This is a genomic window from Staphylococcus sp. acrmy (assembly GCF_022690565.1).
GTDB classification, from domain to species: Bacteria; Bacillota; Bacilli; order Staphylococcales; family Staphylococcaceae; genus Staphylococcus; species Staphylococcus caledonicus.
The window spans coordinates 280,107-298,679 of sequence record NZ_JALCVE010000003.1 but is presented as its reverse complement, the minus strand read 5'-3'; the positions used below and the strand labels follow the sequence as shown (position 1 = coordinate 298,679).

General features: G+C 32.7%; 15 protein-coding genes. 12 read left to right on the top strand and 3 right to left on the bottom strand.

Going from position 1 to position 18,573, the window contains the following annotated elements; genetic code table 11:
- Positions 1-107 precede the first annotated feature (107 nt).
- From ezrA to FH144_RS04900, 7 genes are all read left to right on the top strand, one after another.
- A complete protein-coding gene (gene ezrA / locus FH144_RS04930; RefSeq protein ID WP_242314098.1) occupies positions 108-1,799 on the top strand; it encodes a septation ring formation regulator EzrA in 1,692 nt (563 codons plus the stop codon).
- A 354-nt stretch (positions 1,800-2,153) separates the two neighbouring features.
- Positions 2,154-3,290 (top strand): cysteine desulfurase family protein, encoded by a 1,137-nt coding sequence (locus FH144_RS04925; protein WP_242314096.1) that lies wholly within the window; start codon positions 2,154-2,156, stop codon positions 3,288-3,290.
- Positions 3,291-4,514, top strand: a complete 1,224-nt coding sequence (gene thiI, locus FH144_RS04920) for a tRNA uracil 4-sulfurtransferase ThiI (protein WP_198611572.1) — start codon at positions 3,291-3,293, stop codon at positions 4,512-4,514.
- A 40-nt stretch (positions 4,515-4,554) separates the two neighbouring features.
- Positions 4,555-5,331: a sulfite exporter TauE/SafE family protein gene (locus FH144_RS04915; RefSeq protein WP_242314094.1), complete on the top strand. Its 777-nt coding sequence runs from the start codon at positions 4,555-4,557 to the stop codon at positions 5,329-5,331.
- Between the two features lie 100 nt (positions 5,332-5,431).
- Positions 5,432-5,926 (top strand): thiol peroxidase, encoded by a 495-nt coding sequence (gene tpx, locus FH144_RS04910; protein WP_242314092.1) that lies wholly within the window; start codon positions 5,432-5,434, stop codon positions 5,924-5,926.
- 130 nt (positions 5,927-6,056) lie between these two features.
- Positions 6,057-7,004: a class I SAM-dependent methyltransferase gene (locus FH144_RS04905; RefSeq protein WP_242314090.1), complete on the top strand. Its 948-nt coding sequence runs from the start codon at positions 6,057-6,059 to the stop codon at positions 7,002-7,004.
- 81 nt (positions 7,005-7,085) lie between these two features.
- Positions 7,086-8,282 (top strand): acetate kinase, encoded by a 1,197-nt coding sequence (locus tag FH144_RS04900; RefSeq protein WP_242314089.1) that lies wholly within the window; start codon positions 7,086-7,088, stop codon positions 8,280-8,282.
- A gap of 162 nt (positions 8,283-8,444) precedes the next feature.
- On the opposite strand, the gene FH144_RS04895 is transcribed toward FH144_RS04900, so the two are convergent.
- On the bottom strand, positions 8,445-8,942 hold the full coding sequence (locus FH144_RS04895) for a universal stress protein (protein WP_242314086.1): 498 nt from the start codon (positions 8,940-8,942) through the stop codon (positions 8,445-8,447).
- 143 nt (positions 8,943-9,085) lie between these two features.
- On the opposite strand from FH144_RS04895, the gene ald reads away from it, so the two are divergent.
- Complete coding sequence (gene ald, locus FH144_RS04890) at positions 9,086-10,207, top strand: alanine dehydrogenase (protein ID WP_242314084.1); 1,122 nt, start codon at positions 9,086-9,088, stop codon at positions 10,205-10,207.
- Positions 10,208-10,332: 125 nt separating this feature from the next.
- Here the strand turns inward: ald and FH144_RS04885 are convergent, their stop codons facing one another.
- Positions 10,333-11,388, bottom strand: coding sequence for a M24 family metallopeptidase (locus FH144_RS04885; protein ID WP_242314082.1), 1,056 nt, complete (start codon positions 11,386-11,388; stop codon positions 10,333-10,335).
- 156 nt (positions 11,389-11,544) lie between these two features.
- Between FH144_RS04885 and FH144_RS04880 the strand changes: the two genes are divergently transcribed.
- Positions 11,545-12,237 carry a metal-dependent hydrolase gene (locus FH144_RS04880; protein WP_242314131.1) on the top strand — a complete coding sequence of 231 codons (693 nt, stop codon included), beginning with the start codon at positions 11,545-11,547 and terminating at the stop codon, positions 12,235-12,237.
- 134 nt (positions 12,238-12,371) lie between these two features.
- Here the strand turns inward: FH144_RS04880 and FH144_RS04875 are convergent, their stop codons facing one another.
- Positions 12,372-12,785, bottom strand: coding sequence for a universal stress protein (locus tag FH144_RS04875; protein WP_242314081.1), 414 nt, complete (start codon positions 12,783-12,785; stop codon positions 12,372-12,374).
- Between the two features lie 229 nt (positions 12,786-13,014).
- Between FH144_RS04875 and FH144_RS04870 the strand changes: the two genes are divergently transcribed.
- From FH144_RS04870 to FH144_RS04860, 3 genes are read left to right on the top strand one after another with little or no spacing between them, the layout of a single operon-like run.
- Positions 13,015-14,313 (top strand): DRTGG domain-containing protein, encoded by a 1,299-nt coding sequence (locus FH144_RS04870; protein WP_198611565.1) that lies wholly within the window; start codon positions 13,015-13,017, stop codon positions 14,311-14,313.
- Positions 14,314-14,372: 59 nt separating this feature from the next.
- Positions 14,373-15,311, top strand: a complete 939-nt coding sequence (locus tag FH144_RS04865) for a DHH family phosphoesterase (protein WP_242314079.1) — start codon at positions 14,373-14,375, stop codon at positions 15,309-15,311.
- Between the two features lie 19 nt (positions 15,312-15,330).
- Positions 15,331-18,531 carry a DNA polymerase III subunit alpha gene (locus FH144_RS04860; protein ID WP_242314078.1) on the top strand — a complete coding sequence of 1,067 codons (3,201 nt, stop codon included), beginning with the start codon at positions 15,331-15,333 and terminating at the stop codon, positions 18,529-18,531.
- Positions 18,532-18,573: the final 42 nt, after the last annotated feature.

Sequence of the window (18,573 nt, the reverse complement as noted above, 5' to 3'; positions counted from 1 at the left end):
TAAACTAAATTATAAATGGAAAAAATTATTCTATCAATTCATTCATTTAGTGTTTTATTGAATGTACAAATTACGTTATAATGATGATAACGTAGGAGGAGAATGAGATGGTTTTATATACTATATTAGCAATAATAGTAATTATACTAATTGTCATTGGTATTATGTTTTACTTGCGTTCTAATAAGCGCAAAATTGTTGAAGAAGCTGAAGAACGTAAATTAAAGGTACAAAGATTACCTTTTGAAGAAAATTTAGAGAAGCTTTCTAACTTAAATTTAAAAGGTGAAACAAGAACTAAATATGATGCTTTTAAGCAAGACACCTTAGATTACACAAATAATTATTTAGCACCTGTAGAAGAAAAGATTCATGATGCTGAAATTCAACTTGATAAATTCCAATTTTCAGGAGCGCAAAGTGATATTGATGATGCGCATGATTTAATGGATAGATATGAAGAAGGATATCGAGCACAAGTTGAAGAAGTGGACGAAATTGTAGCTTTACATAAGGAAAATGAAGAAGTTTTTGAGAAATGTAAAACTGATTATCGTGAAATGAAACGTGATGTTTTAGCAAATAGACATCAGTTTGGCGAAGCAGCAGCACCACTTGAAAAACGCATTGAATCATTCGAACCTGAACTTGAGCAATATACTACGCTTAAAGAAGAAGGTAACTATGTACAAGCACATAATCATATTATGGGATTAAATCAGTCTATTAATGAGATTAAAGATTATATGGAGGAAATTCCTGAATTAATCCGTGAAGCTCAAAAAGAATTACCTGGACAGTTCCAAGATTTAAAATATGGATGTCGTGATTTAAAAGTAAATGGTTATGACCTTGATCACGTTAAAATTGATGGTACATTACAAAGCTTAAAAACAGAATTGAACTTTGTTGAGCCTATGATTAGTCGTTTAGAATTAGACAACGCAAATGATAAGTTAGAACAAATCAATAATAAGTTAGATGAAATGTACGATTTAATTGAACATGAAGTTAAGGCTAAAAATGAAGTAGAAGAAACGAAAGAACAAATTACGGATGAATTATTTAAAGCTAGAGAAATGAATTATACGCTAAGAACTGAAATTGACTATATCCGTGAGAATTACTTCATTAATGAAAGTGATGTTCATAGTATTAGACAACATGAAAATGAAATTCAAAATCTAGTAGCTGTTTATGATGAAATTCTTAAAGAAATGGCTAAATCAGCAGTAAGATATAGTGAAGTAAAAGATAATCTTGAATATCTTGATGACCACGTTAAAGTCATTAACGAAAAGCAAGAAACACTACAAAATCATCTTATTCAATTGAGAGAAGATGAAGCGGATGCTGAAGATAATCTATTAAGAGTTCAATCTAAGAAAGAAGAAGTGTATCGTCGACTTCTAGCTTCAAACTTACCAAGTGTTCCAGAACGATTTATCATTATGAAGAACGAAATTGATCACGAAGTAAGAGCGACGAATGAACAATTTAGTGAACGACCAATTCATGTTAAACAATTAAAAGATAAAGTTTCTAAAATAGTTATTCAAATGAACACATTTGAAGATGAAGCAAATGATGTATTAGTAAATGCAGTATACGCTGAACGTTTAATTCAATATGGTAATAGATACCGTAAAGATCATAACAACGTAGATAAAAGCTTAAATGAAGCAGAACGCTTATTTAAAAACAATCGTTATAAACGTTCAATTGAAATTTCAGAACAAGCACTTGAAAGTGTTGAACCTGGTATTACTAAATATATCGAAGATGAAATTACAAAATAATATCGTGTGAGAGGTTGGGGCATTTATATCATTAATGCCTCAACCTCTTTTTTAGTAATAGAGGACTAAACCAGTGATGAGTTGAAATCGTGGTATAACAAATTTTAAACATCATTGATGGGGTGGGCTATGGAATCTTAGAAATTAAATGAGATTTCTAGTTTCACTCCCTTTTATTTTTAATGAAAAATAGTATAATGCTCTAGTATCTATTTTTAAGTATGTAATAAGGTATGACAGTTATAATGTAGACTCTATAAAACTGCTGATAGCAAAAAAATTGAACGTTTCATTAGAGTTAGCTCAACCTTATTTAATATATAGTAAATTGAAATGTGAAAGTGAGTGTTGTAAGTGATTTATTTCGACAATGCAGCCACAACCCAACCTCATAAAGATGTATTGGATTCGTTTGTAAAAGTAAATGAATCAGTTTATTTTAATCCTAATAGCCCGCATAAAATGGGATTACAAGCCGAAAAAATATTATTACAAGCAAAAGAACGTATTAATAATATCTTATCTCCAACGCAACAATATGATGTGATATTTACCAGTGGTGCAACTGAATCAAATAATATTGCCTTAAAAGGTATTGCCTATCGTAAAAAACAATTTGCTAATGAAATTATTACTTCAGTACTAGAACATCCTTCAGTACTTGAAGTGATGCGTCATTTAGAAACAGAAGGATTTATTTTAAAATATGTTGATGTTACTGAAAATGGTCAAATTGATATGGACCATCTTGCTACATTAATGACAGATAAAGTCGGTCTGGTTACATGTATGTATGTCAATAATATTATGGGACAGATTCAACCTATTGACCAAATCGTGGAACTCTTAAAAGAGTATCCTAAAGCACATTTACACGTAGATGCAGTGCAAGCTTTAGGTAAAATACCTATGAAATTTCAAGGTATTAATAGTCTTAGTTTTAGTGGGCATAAATTCAATGGTTTAAAAGGCCAAGGTCTATTATTAATAGATAATAAAGAAAAATTAGAACCAATTATGCATGGTGGCGGTCAAGAATATGGTTTACGTAGTGGTACAGTTAACTTAGCTATGGATGTATCGCTAGTTAAGGCTATCGCTCTAGCTTTAGATAATTTGGAAGAACGTCACAAACGCTTAAGTTCTTTTAATAGAGAGTTGCGCACATTTTTTGAAAATTATAACGGCATATATATCAATTCACCTGAAAATGGGGCACCACAGATTTTAAATATTGCATTTCCAGGTGTTAAAGGCGAAGTATTAGTAAATGCTTTTTCAAAATTAGATATTATGGTTTCAACTACAAGTGCATGTTCTTCTAAAAGAGGGAAACTTAATGAAGTTTTATTAGCGATGGATATTAGAGAAGATAAAATCGAAGGAAGTATAAGACTCTCTTTAGGAGAGACTACAACCGCACAAGATATTGAATCTTTCAAAAAGAAATTTGAAATTATTTATTCTGAAGTTAAGGAGTTGCTTAAGTAAATGAAATTTGATCATTTATTAGTAAGATATGGGGAATTGACGTTAAAAGGAGCGAACCGCAAAAAGTTTGTGAATGCATTGAAAGATAATGTAATTAGATCTTTACAAACTTTAGAAGGCACACACGTTCAAGGTAAAAGAGACAGAATGTATGTATCACTTTCTGAAGAAGCGGATCCTCAAGCGGTAATTGATAGATTATCAAAAATTTTCGGTATAAAATCGATAAGCCCTGTCTATAAGACGACACAAGAGTTAGATGATATTAAAGAATTATGTGCTCGCTTGGCGCAGGATTTTAAAAGTGGTGAAACATTTAAAATAGATGTAAAACGTGTTGATAAATCATTCCCACTAGACACTTATGCCTTACAAAGAGAATTAGGTGGCGCTGTTTTAAACGCGACTGAAGATGTGACAGTAGATGTAAAACAACCTGATTATAATGTAAGAGTAGAAGTTCGTTTAGATGGTGTATACATCTTTACTAAAGTCTACGAAGGTGCTGGAGGATTACCAGTAGGTACAGGAGGAAAGACGCTATTAATGCTCTCTGGTGGTATCGATTCGCCTGTAGCTGGTATGGAAATTATGAAACGTGGCGTGCGAATTGAAGCAATCCATTTCCATAGTCCACCATTTACAAGCGAAAAAGCAAAAGACAAAGTGATTGAATTAACGCGTATTCTATCCGAACGTGTCGGTCCAATCAAATTACACATCGTTCATTTCACAGAATTACAAAAACAAATCAATAAAGTGGTACATCCACGTTATACTATGACATCTACCCGTCGTATGATGTTACGCGTAGCTGATATCGTTTTAGAACGTATCGGGGGTCATGCCATTGTAAATGGTGAAAATTTAGGCCAAGTCGCAAGTCAAACGCTAAAAAGTATGTATGCAATTAACGACGTGACTTCAACACCTATTTTACGCCCACTCGTTTCCTTAGATAAAGAAGATATTGTGAAAAAAGCGCGTGAAATTGGCACTTTTGATGTATCAATTGAACCTTACGAAGATTGTTGTACGATATTCACACCTAAAAACCCTGTAACTGAACCAGACTTTGACAAAGTAGTTAAATATGAAAGTGTATTTAACTTTGATGAGATGGTCCAAGCAGCTGCAGATAGTATAGAAACAATTACAATAAATAAAGACTATAAAAGTGATAAAGATAAAGACACTGATGCATTAATTGATGAATTGTTTTAAACTTAATTTATCTTAGTATGAAACAAAGGGGATATGCATCATGGATATAAGCTTAAACATTATTCTTATTATTGTAGGATTTGGATTTTTAGCAGCATTGATAGATGCAGTAGTAGGTGGGGGTGGCTTAATTTCAATCCCTGCATTGCTCGCTATAGGGATGCCACCGTCTTTGACGTTAGGTACAAATAAATTGGCTAGCGCATTTGGATCGCTTACAAGTGCGTTTAGATTCTTGCGTTCAGGAAATGTAGATTTGAAAATAGTATTAAAACTATTTCCTTTCGTTTTCTTGTTCTCCGCTGGGGGTGCGAGTTTAGCCACATTTTTACCTGCACAAGTGCTCAAACCTTTAGTAATTATCATCTTAACATTAGTATTGATTTATACAGTTTTCAAGAAAGAATGGGGTAACGTTCGAACATTTTCAACATTAACTTTAGGTAAATCAATCATATTTGTTGGGATGATGTTATTAATCGGCGCTTACGATGGATTTCTAGGCGGAGGTACAGGCTCATTTATGTTATTTGTACTTCTCATGTTTGGATTCGATTTCTTGAGTGCAGCAGGTAATGCCAAAGTACTTAACTTTGCATCTAATTTAGGGGCATTAATATTATTTATCATTTTAGGACAAGTTGATTTTGTCTATGGTTTAATTATGGCAGTAAGCATGATTGTAGGTTCATATGTAGGCGCTCAATTCGCCATTAATAAAGGTGTAAGTTACGTTAAAGTACTGTTTATTATAGTAACGGCATTACTTATTTTGAAAAATACTTACGACTATATCATGCAAATATTAGGTGAATAACTCTAAATCAACATTTTTAATATCAAATAATTGATTTCAGATTTATTGCTATCGTATTATAAATGATATAATGCATAATTCATTTAGGAGGTCATACCATATGACACAAATTACTTTTAAAAATAGTCCTATTCATTTAGCAGGAACTGAAGTTTCAGAAGGACAACAAGCACCAGATTTCAAAGTATTAAATAATGATTTGAATGAAGTAAGCTTAGATAATTTCAAAGGACAAAAGAAACTTATCAGCGTTGTTCCTTCAATTGATACAGGGGTCTGTGATCAACAAACTCGTAAATTTAACGAAGAGGCCGCACAAGAAGATGGCGTCGTTCTAACAATTTCAGCAGATTTACCATTCGCACAAAAAAGATGGTGTGCCTCTAATGGCTTAGACAATGTGATTACTTTAAGCGACCATAAAGATTTATCATTTGGTGAAAATTATGGCGTAGTTATGGAAGAGTTACGATTATTAGCTCGTTCAGTATTTGTATTAGATGAAAATAATAAAGTAGTTTATAAAGAATTAGTTAGCGAAGGTACAGACTTCCCTAACTTTGAAGATGCTTTAAAAGCTTACCGCAATATTTAAAAATTAGGCAATCACAAGACATAGATTGAAAGTGTCCATATTTATTTCGAAAATGCGAATTAGTATTAATCTTTATCCATTTTAAAGAAATAAAACGTATGGGCGCTTTTTTGTTGGAAGGGAATTTAATATGACTGAAGAACAAACTGTAATGGAAAAATTATTCCGTACATTAGATGAAAAATCTAAAGCATTAAATAAAGAAAATGGTCAAAGTTTTATCGAAAACTTAGGACTGGCTATGGAAGATGTATATCAGAATAAAAGAGAATTATTAGAGCAAGCGACATTGCAAGATCGCAGAAAAGCATTTCAATTTGCGTACTTAAGTTTATTGCAAGAGGAAAATATTCAAGCGAACCATCAAATTACACCGGATTCAATTGGATTAGTCTTAGGATTCTTAGTTCAGAAATTTACTGAAGACAAAGAAGAATTACATGTCGTTGATATCGCAAGTGGTGCTGGGCATTTAAGTGCATCAGTCAATGAAGTATTAAAAGACAAGACAGTGATGCATCATTTAATTGAGGTAGATCCGGTGCTTTCAAGAGTAAGTGTTCACTTAGCTAATTTCTTGGAAATTCCGTTTGATGTCTATCCACAAGATGCAATTATGCCTTTACCATTAGAAGAGGCAGATATTGTAGTAGGGGATTTCCCAATTGGATATTATCCATTAGATGAGCGTAGTAAAGAAATGAAACTTGGTTTCGAAGAAGGACATAGTTATTCGCATTATTTACTAATTGAACAAGCAATCACGGCATTGAAACAAACTGGATACGCCTTTTTAGTTGTGCCAAGTAATTTGTTCGAAGGTGAACATGTAAAACAGTTAGAAAATTTCATTGCTACAGAAACAGAAATGCAAGCATTCTTAAATTTACCTAAGACATTATTTAAAAATGAAAATGCTCGAAAGTCTATCTTAATTTTACAAAAGAAAAAAGCAAATGAAACTAAGCCAGTTGAAGTGTTCTTAGCGAATATACCTGACTTTAAAAACCCTAATCAGTTCCAAGGTTTTATATCTGAATTAAATCAATGGATGCAAGATAATCACTTAAAAAAATAAACTGTGATATTCTTGAATTATAACTGTATTAATGGTTAAATAAATATGGATATTTAATTAATAAATTGGAGGACAATATATATGTCTAAATTAGTTTTAGCGATTAATGCTGGTAGTTCTTCTTTAAAATTTCAACTTATTAGAATGCCTGAAGAAACACTAGTAACTAAAGGATTAATCGAACGTATTGGTATTAAAGACTCAATCTTTACTGTAGAAGTAAATGGAGAAAAAGTAAAAGAAGTTAGAGATATCAAAGACCATGAAGAAGCAATTAACATTATGTTAGATAGCTTCAAAAAACACGGTATTATCGAAGATATTAACGATATCGCTGGTACAGGTCACCGTGTTGTGCATGGTGGGGAATTATTCCCAACTTCAGCTTTAGTAACTGATGAAGTAGAAGAAAAAATCGAATCATTATGTGAATTAGCACCATTACACAACCCAGCTAACTTAATGGGTATTCGTGCTTTCAGAAAATTATTACCAAACATTCCTCACGTAGTAGTGTTTGATACTTCATTCCACCAAACAATGCCTGAACAATCATATTTATACAGCTTACCTTATCAATACTATAAAGATTACGGTATTCGTAAATATGGTTTCCATGGTACAAGTCATAAATATGTATCACAACGCGCTGCAGAAATTTTAGATAAACCAATTGAAGAGTTACGTATTATCTCTTGTCACATTGGTAACGGTGCTTCAATTGCTGCAATTGATGGCGGTGAGTCAATCGATACATCAATGGGCTTCACACCATTAGCAGGTGTAACAATGGGTACACGTTCAGGTAACATTGACCCAGCGTTAGTTCCATTTATTATGCAAAAAACAGGTAAAACTGCAGAAGAAGTACTTAATGTATTAAACAAAGAATCAGGTTTACTTGGTATCTCAGGTACATCAAGTGACTTACGTGACCTTGAAGGTGATGCAGAAGAAGGTAAAGAACGTGCGCAATTAGCTTTAGATGTCTTCGCTTCAAGAATTCACAAATATATCGGTTCTTATGCAACTAGAATGCACGGCGTAGATGTTATTGTCTTCACAGCAGGTGTAGGTGAAAACTCTTCAACTGTACGTGCTAAAGTCTTAGAAGGCTTAGAATTTATGGGTATCTATTGGGATCCTAAGAAAAATGAAGCTATTCACGGAGAAGAAGGATTCATTAACTATCCACATTCACCAGTGAAAGTTATCGTTATCCCAACAAACGAAGAAGTTATGATCTCTAGAGACACAGTTAAATTTGGCGAATTATAATATAGTATAATTTTACAGACCTAGAGCATTCAATGTTCTAGGTCTTATTTTTGTTGAAGAGATGGATAGAGTAATCATCCTAAACTATTTATATTTGAGTATTAAAAAAGGCTAGCGATGAAAACATCGCTAGCCTTTTTCCATATCAATTGATAGGAAATATTAAGAATATTGTTGTCTAAATTCTGGAGTAGCAACTTCTGGTTGGAAATCTTCTGGAATTTCTTCAGTACGTACTACTAAAACATCACAAGGTGCATGACGTACAATAGCTTCAGATACAGATCCTACAATAAATTTTTCTACCGCATTTAAACCTGAAGTACCACACATAATTAAGTCTACACCTAATTCACTTGCTAATTTTTTAGGGATGATAGCTTTCGGAGAACCAAATTCTAAACGTGTTTCTACATTAGTTACTCCTGCGCGTGTAGCAACTTCTTGATAACCTTTTAATAATTCTTCAGAGAAACTTCTAGATTTTTCAGTGAATTGTGCATCATAAACTTCATAAGAAGAATATGTTCTTGAATCGATAATGTTCACAATTGTCAATTTGGCGTCGTTACGTTTTGCTACGTCTACTGCTTTATTGAAAGCCCACTCTGCTTCGTGTGAACCATCAACTGCGATTAAAATGTTTTTATAAGTTAACATCTTAACAACCCCCTTAGCTTTTCTTAATTCTATTCTAACATGAATTAAATAAAAAGAATTATTTAAATTTTAACAATAATGTGTACTTTTACTGATTGCGCTTTCATTGGTTTAGAGTTACGATAGTTATGGAGGTGGATGGAATGAAAATTGGTATTCCAAAAGAGATAAAAAATAACGAAAATAGAGTTAGTTTATCACCAAGTGGTGTACATGCATTAGTTGAACAAGGTCATACATTATTAGTTGAAAAAAATGCAGGTTTAGGTTCATATTTTGAAGATGAAGATTACAAACATGCAGGTGCTGAAATCGTATCTGACCAAGCTAAAGTTTGGGATGTAGACATGGTAATCAAAGTTAAAGAACCTTTAGAAGAAGAATATAAATATTTCAAAGAAGGTTTAATCTTATTCACATACTTACATCTTGCTAATGAAGAAAAATTAACTCAAGCGTTAGTTGACAATAAAGTAGTAGGTATTGCATACGAAACGGTTCAATTACCTGACCGTTCATTACCATTATTAACACCAATGAGTGAAGTAGCTGGACGTATGTCTGCTCAAGTAGGTTCAGAGTTCTTACAAAAAATTAACGGCGGCATGGGTATTTTGCTTGGCGGCGTACCTGGAGTACCAAAAGGTAAAGTATCTATCATCGGTGGCGGTCAAGCTGGTACAAATGCAGCTAAGATTGCTTTAGGTTTAGGTGCTGACGTAACAATCTTAGACGTTAACCCTAAACGTTTAGCTGAATTAGAAGATTTATTTGATGGTCGCGTAAATACAATTATGTCAAACCCATTAAATATTGAGAATGCAGTTAAAGAAAGTGATTTAGTAATTGGTGCCGTACTTATTCCTGGTGCTAAAGCGCCAAGCTTAGTTACTGAAGATATGATTAAACAAATGAAAGATGGTTCTGTTGTAGTAGATATCGCAATCGACCAAGGTGGTATTTTCGAAACTACAGATAAGATTACAACTCATGATGATCCTACTTACGTTAAACATGGCGTTGTACATTACGCTGTAGCAAATATGCCTGGTGCGGTTCCACGTACATCAACTATCGCATTAAATAATGCAACTTTACCTTATGCTCAATTATTAGCTAGCAAAGGCTATCAAGAAGCATTTAAAGCAAACCATGCATTATCATTAGGTTTAAATACTTATAAAGGTCACGTTACACACAAAGGTGTAGCTGAGGCATTTGGTTTAGAATATATTTCTGTTGAAGATGCTTTAAAAGAAGGTTAATTTAATAGGATAATTAAGAGCCAGAGATGTTTATATTAAACATCTCTGGCTCTTTTTGGTATATATTGTGGAGTGGAATTTAAAATTAAATAATTAAATTTAGATTTTAATTGCTAAACTCTTATTTATTTTTCATAGTGCGTTAAAATTTCATAACCATCTTCAGTGACTAAAATATCATCTTCAATACGCACACCAGCTACGTTTGGAACGTAGATACCCGGTTCAATTGTGATGACCATACCCGCTTCAAGTTGATTTGAATTAGAGCTAGAAACATCTTGGTATTCGTGTTCTTCAAGACCTAGACCATGTCCAAGGCGGTGAGGGAAGTACTCTCCATAACCTGCGTTTGTTATAATATCTCTTGCTATTTTATCGATATCTTGTAGTGGCACACCGGCTTTAATTGCTGCGATAGCACTTGTTTCAGCTTCTAGCACAATATTGTAAATTTCTTGAGCTTTTTCTGAAGGATTGCCAAATTTAACTGTACGAGTCATATCGCTACAATAGTGATTATAAATGACACCTAAATCAAATAGGACATATTCATTATCTTCGAGTTGTCGATCGTTTGGTGTGCCATGAGGAGAAGCAGCATGGTCGCCAAATAATACCATAGTGTCAAAGCTCATTTCACTGACGCCATATTTTTTAATCTCGTTCTCAATATGATTGACAACTTCTCTTTCAGTAACTCCAACTTTTAGGAAATCCACGCCAATTTCAATACATTTATCAGCTAATTCAGCTGCTTTTCTAATATTAGCAATTTCCGATTCGCTTTTAATATTTCTTAAATTTTTAATAGTTTGATCAATATCGCCGTATTCTTGAACTTTAAAGTTTTGTGTTAATTCACGTTGACGTTTAACAGTTAAATGTTCGCTTTCAATTAATAATTTATTGAATGTATGAGGTGCGATATCAAATGGATTTTCAGTATCTAAATAGCCAACAATGTCACCTTCAAATGGTGATGCTTTAACTTCTTCCACTTCCATTTTCGGACAGAATAGCGTTTTATTACCCTCAGCTGTGATTAATAATGCGAATAATCTTTCGTGAGGTTCACTTCTATAACCAGTAAAATAAAAAACATTTAGCGGGGTAGTAATCCACGCTGCATTCGCTTGTTCACTTTGTAATGTTTTTATAATTTCTTCAGTCTTAGACATACAATAATCCTCCTAATATTGAGTTACCTTAAGTTTACGTCTAATGACCCATAAATTCAAAACTATTGAATGAAATAACTCAATTATATAATTGCTAGTGTTATAATTGCCCGTCGCTAGGGTATATTAGAATTAACCAAGAATTTAGGAGGCTTTATTACGAAACTTTCTTTTCACGGACAATCAACAATCTATTTTGAAGGTAATGGTAAAAAGGTTATTGTAGATCCATTTATTTCAGGGAATGATAAATGTGATTTAGATGAACAAACACTTGATGTAGACTACATTATTTTAACTCATGGTCATGCCGATCATTTTGGCGATGTAGTTGAACTTGCTAATCGTAATCATGCTACAGTCATTGGTTCTGCTGAACTACAAGGCTATTTAACTACTTATCATGGTGTGGAAAACGTTCATGGTATGAATATTGGCGGTAAAGCTAAATTTGATTTTGGTACGGTTAAATATGTTCAAGCCTTTCATAGTTCAAGCTTTACTCATGAAGATGGTATCCCAGTATACTTAGGTATGCCAATGGGCTTAATTATTGAAGCAGAAGGTAAAACAATCTATCATGTTGGCGATTCAGGACTTTTTAGTGATATGAAACTAATTGCTGACCGTCATCCAGTTGATGTTTGTTTCGTACCAATTGGCGATAACTTTACAATGGGTATAGATGATGCAAGTTACGCAATTAATGAATTTATTAAACCTAAAATTTCTGTACCAATTCATTACAATACTTTCCCATTAATTGAACAAAACCCAGAAGAATTTAAAAATGCTGTAACAGAAGGGGAAGTTCAAATTCTAGAACCTGGCGGCGAGGTTTCTTTCTAATATAATAAAGTTACACGACTTAAAATGTAATTTTAAATATTCCTTATAAATTAAAAAAGCTCCTATTAAGATGTATTAGACGTCAAGTAGTTAATACTTGATAATCTAAACCTTAATAGGAGCTATTGTTATGTTTATTTAACAATTAATACGGGGATGGCAGCACGTTTAGCTACTTTATGACTTACGCTTCCGAGAACGAATTTTTTCTGAGATTCTGCTTTACGGTTACTTAGTACTACGATGTCATATTTTCCGCTGTTTGCGTGTTTTACTAATTCTTCTTTTGGATTACCACGTACAATGATTTGATCGTAATCTAGACCATAATCTTCTAACGTGCTACGTGTTTTTTCAAGATCGTGGCTACGTTTCTCTGTTAATTTATCAATATGTGTACCGGCTTTAATTGATGCTTGAGCATCTTGTTCTCCAATAGCATTTATAATAGTAACCACAGTACCTTGTCCTGCTAATCTTGAAACTTCTTTTAAAGCTTTTTCATTTTTTAATTGCGTATCTACACCTAATAAAATATTTTTATACATAGGTCATCCCTCCTCACTTCAATTATATATAAGATATTTTAATTTTCCAACAAATGTATTTTTAATGATTAAATATTTTTCCAACTTATTTTGATTATTGATTAAATTACATTATAAAATGGTTCGAAGTTTGATAGATTAATTATTTTTAACGCTTTTCAAAATCGATTTTTTAAGATGAAAAAGTTATAATATATAAAACACTGTCCATTATGAAGAGGTATGTCGAATGACAAAACATGAACAAATAATAGCATATATAGAATCATTAACTGTTGGTCAGAAAATTTCAGTTAGAAAAGTAGCCAAGGTGATGAAAGTATCCGAAGGTACAGCATATAGAGCAATTAAAGATGCTGGACAACTAGGAATGGTAACAACTATCGATAGAGTAGGGACCGTGAGAATTGATAAAAAACGGCGCGAAGAAATTGAAAATCTAACGTTCAATGAAATATTAAAAATAATTGACGGAGAAGTTATTGGTGGTAAAAATGGCCTGTTCAAAAGTGTATCCAAATTTGCGATAGGCGCCATGGAACTTAAAGATGTGGTTAAATATTTAAGCCAACATACATTATTAATCGTTGGTAATAGACCTGATGTGCAATTAGAGGCATTAAGAAGAGGAAGTGGCGTTTTAATTACGGGTGGTTTTAAAACCTCTCAAAAGATTATTGATTACGCTGATCAGCATCATTTACCAATATTATCGTCTAATTATGATACATTTCTAGTAGCGAATATTATAAATCGGGCTATGTACAATCAAATGATTAGAAAAGAGATTCTAATAGTTGATGATATAGTTAAACCTATTAATGATATGACTGTCATCTTTGATGAGATGGGAATTGAAGATTATAAATCACGTGCTAAAGTAACTGGACATTCACGATTTCCGGTAGTAGATAAAGATTGGAAATTAGTCGGCATAGTCACAAGTAAAGAAATCATACAAATGCAAGCTAATGATTCTATAAATAAAGTGATGACTAAACGCCCAATTAATGTAGAACTCACTACAACCGTTGCGAGTTGCGCACATATGATGATATGGGAAGGCATAGAAATACTGCCAGTAACTAATAAGAATAAAAAAGCAATCGGTGTCATTACAAGAGATGATGTTTTGAAAGCGATGCAACTCATTGGTAGACAACCTCAAATCGGTGAAACCATCAATGATCAAATCGGCAAGCATATTACGATTACACAAAATGATATTTCGGTAGAAGTGTCTCCATTATTAACAAATCAATATGGCACATTAAGTAAAGCTGTGTTTGTGGCGATTATCGAAGAAACAATTAAGCATGAATTACGTAAATATAAAAAAGTAGACGTCATGATAGAAAGTTTAAATATTATTTATATTAAAACTGTATCGATTGAAAGCTCAATTCAAGTCCAATATGACATGTTTGATGTCGGTAGGAATTTTGCTAAATTAGAAGTGACGATGCTAAGTGGAAATGATAGAGTAGCAAATGCTATGATTATTTGCCAAATGTTTGAAGATATTTAAATACATGATTAAATGTAGGGGTCTGCATTTTAAAAAATTAAAAAATAGGAGCTTATAATATGAATGAAATCTTTAATAAAATAATGCAAGAAATAGAAGAAAAGGACACGATTGTAATACATAGACACCTTCGTCCGGATCCAGATGCGTATGGTTCACAATTAGGACTTAAACTATATTTAGAGCGTAAGTTTCCTCATAAGACGATTTATGCGACTGGAGTGGCTGAAGAGTCATTAGCATTTATTGGTGGCTTAGATGACGTTGAGGATAGTGTATACGAAGAAGCATTAGTAATAGTTTGTGACACTGCTAATGCGCCACGTATAGATGACGAACGTTTCTCGAATGGACAAAAATTAATAAAAATCGATCACCATCCAGCTGAAGATCAATATGGAGATATTAATTATGTAAATACAGAAGCCTCTTCTACGAGTGAAATCATCTTTGATTTTATCACTTACTTTAATGATGTAAGTATTATTGATAAAGAAGTAGCGCGTGTACTTTATCTAGGAATTGTTGGTGATACAGGCCGTTTCTTATTTAATAATACGACACCTCACACGATGAACGTCGCTAGCCAATTATTAGAGTTTCCATTTGACCATAACGCAGAGTTAAATAAAATGTCTGAGAAAGATCCGAAAGTGATGCCATTCCAAGGCTATATCTTACAAAACTTTGAATTAAGTGAAGATCATGAATACTGCCAAGTTAGAATTACGAAAGATATTTTAGAAGAGTATCAAATTCTACCAAACGAAGCCTCTCAATTTGTAAATACTGTGGCAGATATTAATGGATTGAAAATTTGGATGTTTGGTGTAGATGAGGGCGATCAAATTAGATGTCGAGTACGTTCAAAAGGTATTGTAATTAACGATATTGCAAGTCTATTTGGTGGAGGTGGCCATCCTAACGCATCAGGTGTTTCAGTATATAGTTGGGAAGAATTTGAAGACTTAGCTAAAGCTTTACGCCAAAAATTATAATCTAGAAAGGAAGTCATATATGGTTGCGCATTTAAATATTCATACAACTTATGATTTATTAAATTCAAGCTTAAAAATAAATGACGTCGTTAAAAAGGCACAACACAATGGTTATGAATTTTTAGCTATTACTGATTCAAATGTTCTATATGGCTTCCCTAAGTTTTATGATGCATGTGTTGAGGCGAATATAAAACCAATATTTGGAATGACAATTCAATTATCTGATGGCCTAAATACAATTGAAACAGTCCTTCTTGCTCGTGATAATGATGGATTAACTGCGCTTTATAAACTATCTTCTGCTATTAATATGAAAAATAAAGATATTGTTTCTATTGAGTGGTTACAACATTATTCTGCAAATTTAGCCATCATATTTAAAGAAGCACAACGTGAACATGAAGGTATCATTAATGAATTTACAAATTCAACATACGTGTATCTTAATCATACTAGCGATTATAATTATTTTGATTTAAAAGTAGTATGGCTACAAAATGCAAGATATCTTAATTCTGACGATGTAGATACTATCCCAGCTTTAGAAGCAATTAAAAATAATACCAAGTTAGACTTAGTACATGATATTCAAGACCTTGGAGAACATTTTCCTTCAAAAGAAGATTATCAACAACTTGAATTATCAAAAGAAATTTGGACGAATACTATAGAATTAGCCAAAAACTGTACTGCTCACATAGAATATCACCAAAATTTGTTGCCTAAATATGAATCGCCTTCAAACCAAAGTTCTAAAGATTATTTATGGACGTTATTGACTGGAAAGTTAAATGACTTACAACTTAATAATAATGAACGTTATGTTGAACGGTTAAATCATGAGTTTAATATTATTACTGAGATGGGCTTTGAAGATTACTTCCTGATTGTAAGTGACTTAATTCATTATGCTAAGACTCATGATGTAATGGTAGGTCCAGGGCGTGGTTCTTCAGCTGGTTCATTAGTAAGTTATTTGTTAGGAATCACAACTATCGATCCGCTAAAATTTAATTTACTGTTCGAGCGTTTTTTAAATCCTGAACGTGTCACAATGCCAGATATCGACATAGACTTTGAAGATACTCGCAGAGAAAAAGTGATTCAATATGTTCAAGAAAAGTATGGAGAACATCACGTGGCAGGAATCGTTACATTTGGTCATTTATTAGCGAGAGCAGTTGCTAGAGACGTAGGGCGAATAATGGGCTTTGATGATATTACATTGAATGAAATTTCTAAATTAATTCCTCACCAATTAGGCATTACGTTAGATCAGGCGTATCAAGAGGAGAAATTTAAACAATTTGTTCATCGTAATCATCGCCATGAAAGATGGTTTAATATTAGTAAAAAGTTAGAGGGTCTACCAAGACATACATCTACGCATGCTGCAGGTATTATTATTAATAACCAACCTATTCACAATTATGCTCCTTTAACAGTGGGAGATGCATGTCTTCTCACGCAATGGACGATGACAGAAGCGGAAAGACTGGGACTACTTAAAATTGACTTTTTAGGTTTAAGGAATTTATCTATTATTCATCAAATTATTACTCAAGTGAAGAAAGATTTGAATATAGATATCGATATAGAAGCTATTCCTTTTGATGATAGAAATGTTTTTGAATTATTATCTAAAGGTGATACGACCGGCATTTTCCAATTGGAATCTGAAGGTGTACGTAAAGTGCTAACACGTTTACAACCTGAACACTTTGAAGATATTGTAGCCGTGACTTCTTTATATAGACCAGGTCCTATGGAAGAGATACCAACATATATTACTCGTAGACATAAAGAAAGTGAGATACATTATTTACATCCTGATTTAGAGCCTATACTCAAAAATACGTATGGCGTTATCATCTATCAGGAACAAATTATGCAAATCGCTAGTAAATTTGCTAGCTTTAGTTATGGACAAGCAGATATCTTAAGACGTGCGATGAGTAAAAAGACTAGGGCAGTATTAGAAAATGAACGTCAGAACTTTATTGCTGGAGCTACTAAGAACGGCTACGATGAAACAATTAGTAAACAGATTTTTGATTTAATTTTAAAGTTTGCTGATTATGGTTTCCCAAGAGCACATGCAGTGAGTTATTCAAAAATAGCTTATATTATGGCTTATTTAAAAGTTCATTACCCCAATTACTTTTATGCCAATATACTAAGTAACGTTGTAGGTAATGAAACGAAAACAGCAACAATTATTGATGAAGCCAAACATCAACAGCTTAGTATTTTACCACCTAATATTAATGAGAGTCACTGGTTCTATAAAGCAACAGAATCCAATATATATCTATCTCTCGGAGCTATTAAGAGCGTCGGTTACCAAAGTGTAAAATCATTTGTGGATGAACGTTATCAGAATGGAAAATATAAAGACTTTTTTGATTTTACGCGACGAATTCCAAAACGTATTAAAACACGTAAATTATTAGAAGCATTAATACTTGTTGGCGCATTTGATGGCTTCGGTAAAACGAGAGCTACATTGTTAACTGCAATTGACCAAGTGATAGATCAAGTCTCAAATGTTGAACAAGATGATTTACTTTTCAATCTTTTAACACCTAAACAAACGTATGAAGATAAAGAAGAGTTAAGCGATCAGATGATTAGTAACTATGAGAAAGAATATTTAGGATTCTATATTTCTAGTCATCCTGTAGAAAAATTATTTATTAGTAAGCAATATCTAGGCATTTTTACATTAGCTAATGTTTCAAATTATAAGCCTATCCTTGTCCAATTTGATCAGTTAAAACAAATTAGAACTAAAAATGGTCAAAACATGGCTTTTGTTGTATTAAATGATGGAAGACGCACTATTGATGGCGTCTTATTTCCAGACAAATTCAAACGTTACGAGACCTTTTTACAGGAAAATGAGATTTATATCGTTCAAGGGAAATTCGAGAAACGGAATCAACAACTTCAACTCATTATTAATCAAGTTGAAACCATTGAAGATTTTGAAACTAGCAAGAGAAAACAAGCACGTCAAATTATCCTAAGAAACGTAGAGGATTTAGATAGTATTAAACAACATCTTGCATCTCGAAAATTTGAGAATAGTTTAGAAGTAAATATATATAATCAACAAACTAACACTACTTCTCATTTAGGATTTATTAAGCGTGATGAACAATCGCTTAATCGCTTTATTGACCTATTTAAACCAAGTGATATTAGGCTTTTATAACTTTTATAAGTAAAAAAATTATGATATAGTTAACTGATGATT

Coding starts and splice junctions, on each gene's coding strand:
- ald (WP_242314084.1), top strand. CDS start 9,086: ATGAAAATTGGTATTCCAAAAGAGATAAAAAATAACGAAAATAGAGTT.
- FH144_RS04895 (WP_242314086.1), bottom strand. CDS start 8,942: ATGTTAACTTATAAAAACATTTTAATCGCAGTTGATGGTTCACACGAA.
- FH144_RS04860 (WP_242314078.1), top strand. CDS start 15,331: ATGGTTGCGCATTTAAATATTCATACAACTTATGATTTATTAAATTCA.
- tpx (WP_242314092.1), top strand. CDS start 5,432: ATGACACAAATTACTTTTAAAAATAGTCCTATTCATTTAGCAGGAACT.
- FH144_RS04905 (WP_242314090.1), top strand. CDS start 6,057: ATGACTGAAGAACAAACTGTAATGGAAAAATTATTCCGTACATTAGAT.
- FH144_RS04875 (WP_242314081.1), bottom strand. CDS start 12,785: ATGTATAAAAATATTTTATTAGGTGTAGATACGCAATTAAAAAATGAA.
- thiI (WP_198611572.1), top strand. CDS start 3,291: ATGAAATTTGATCATTTATTAGTAAGATATGGGGAATTGACGTTAAAA.
- FH144_RS04865 (WP_242314079.1), top strand. CDS start 14,373: ATGAATGAAATCTTTAATAAAATAATGCAAGAAATAGAAGAAAAGGAC.
- FH144_RS04885 (WP_242314082.1), bottom strand. CDS start 11,388: ATGTCTAAGACTGAAGAAATTATAAAAACATTACAAAGTGAACAAGCG.
- FH144_RS04915 (WP_242314094.1), top strand. CDS start 4,555: ATGGATATAAGCTTAAACATTATTCTTATTATTGTAGGATTTGGATTT.
- FH144_RS04900 (WP_242314089.1), top strand. CDS start 7,086: ATGTCTAAATTAGTTTTAGCGATTAATGCTGGTAGTTCTTCTTTAAAA.
- ezrA (WP_242314098.1), top strand. CDS start 108: ATGGTTTTATATACTATATTAGCAATAATAGTAATTATACTAATTGTC.
- FH144_RS04870 (WP_198611565.1), top strand. CDS start 13,015: ATGACAAAACATGAACAAATAATAGCATATATAGAATCATTAACTGTT.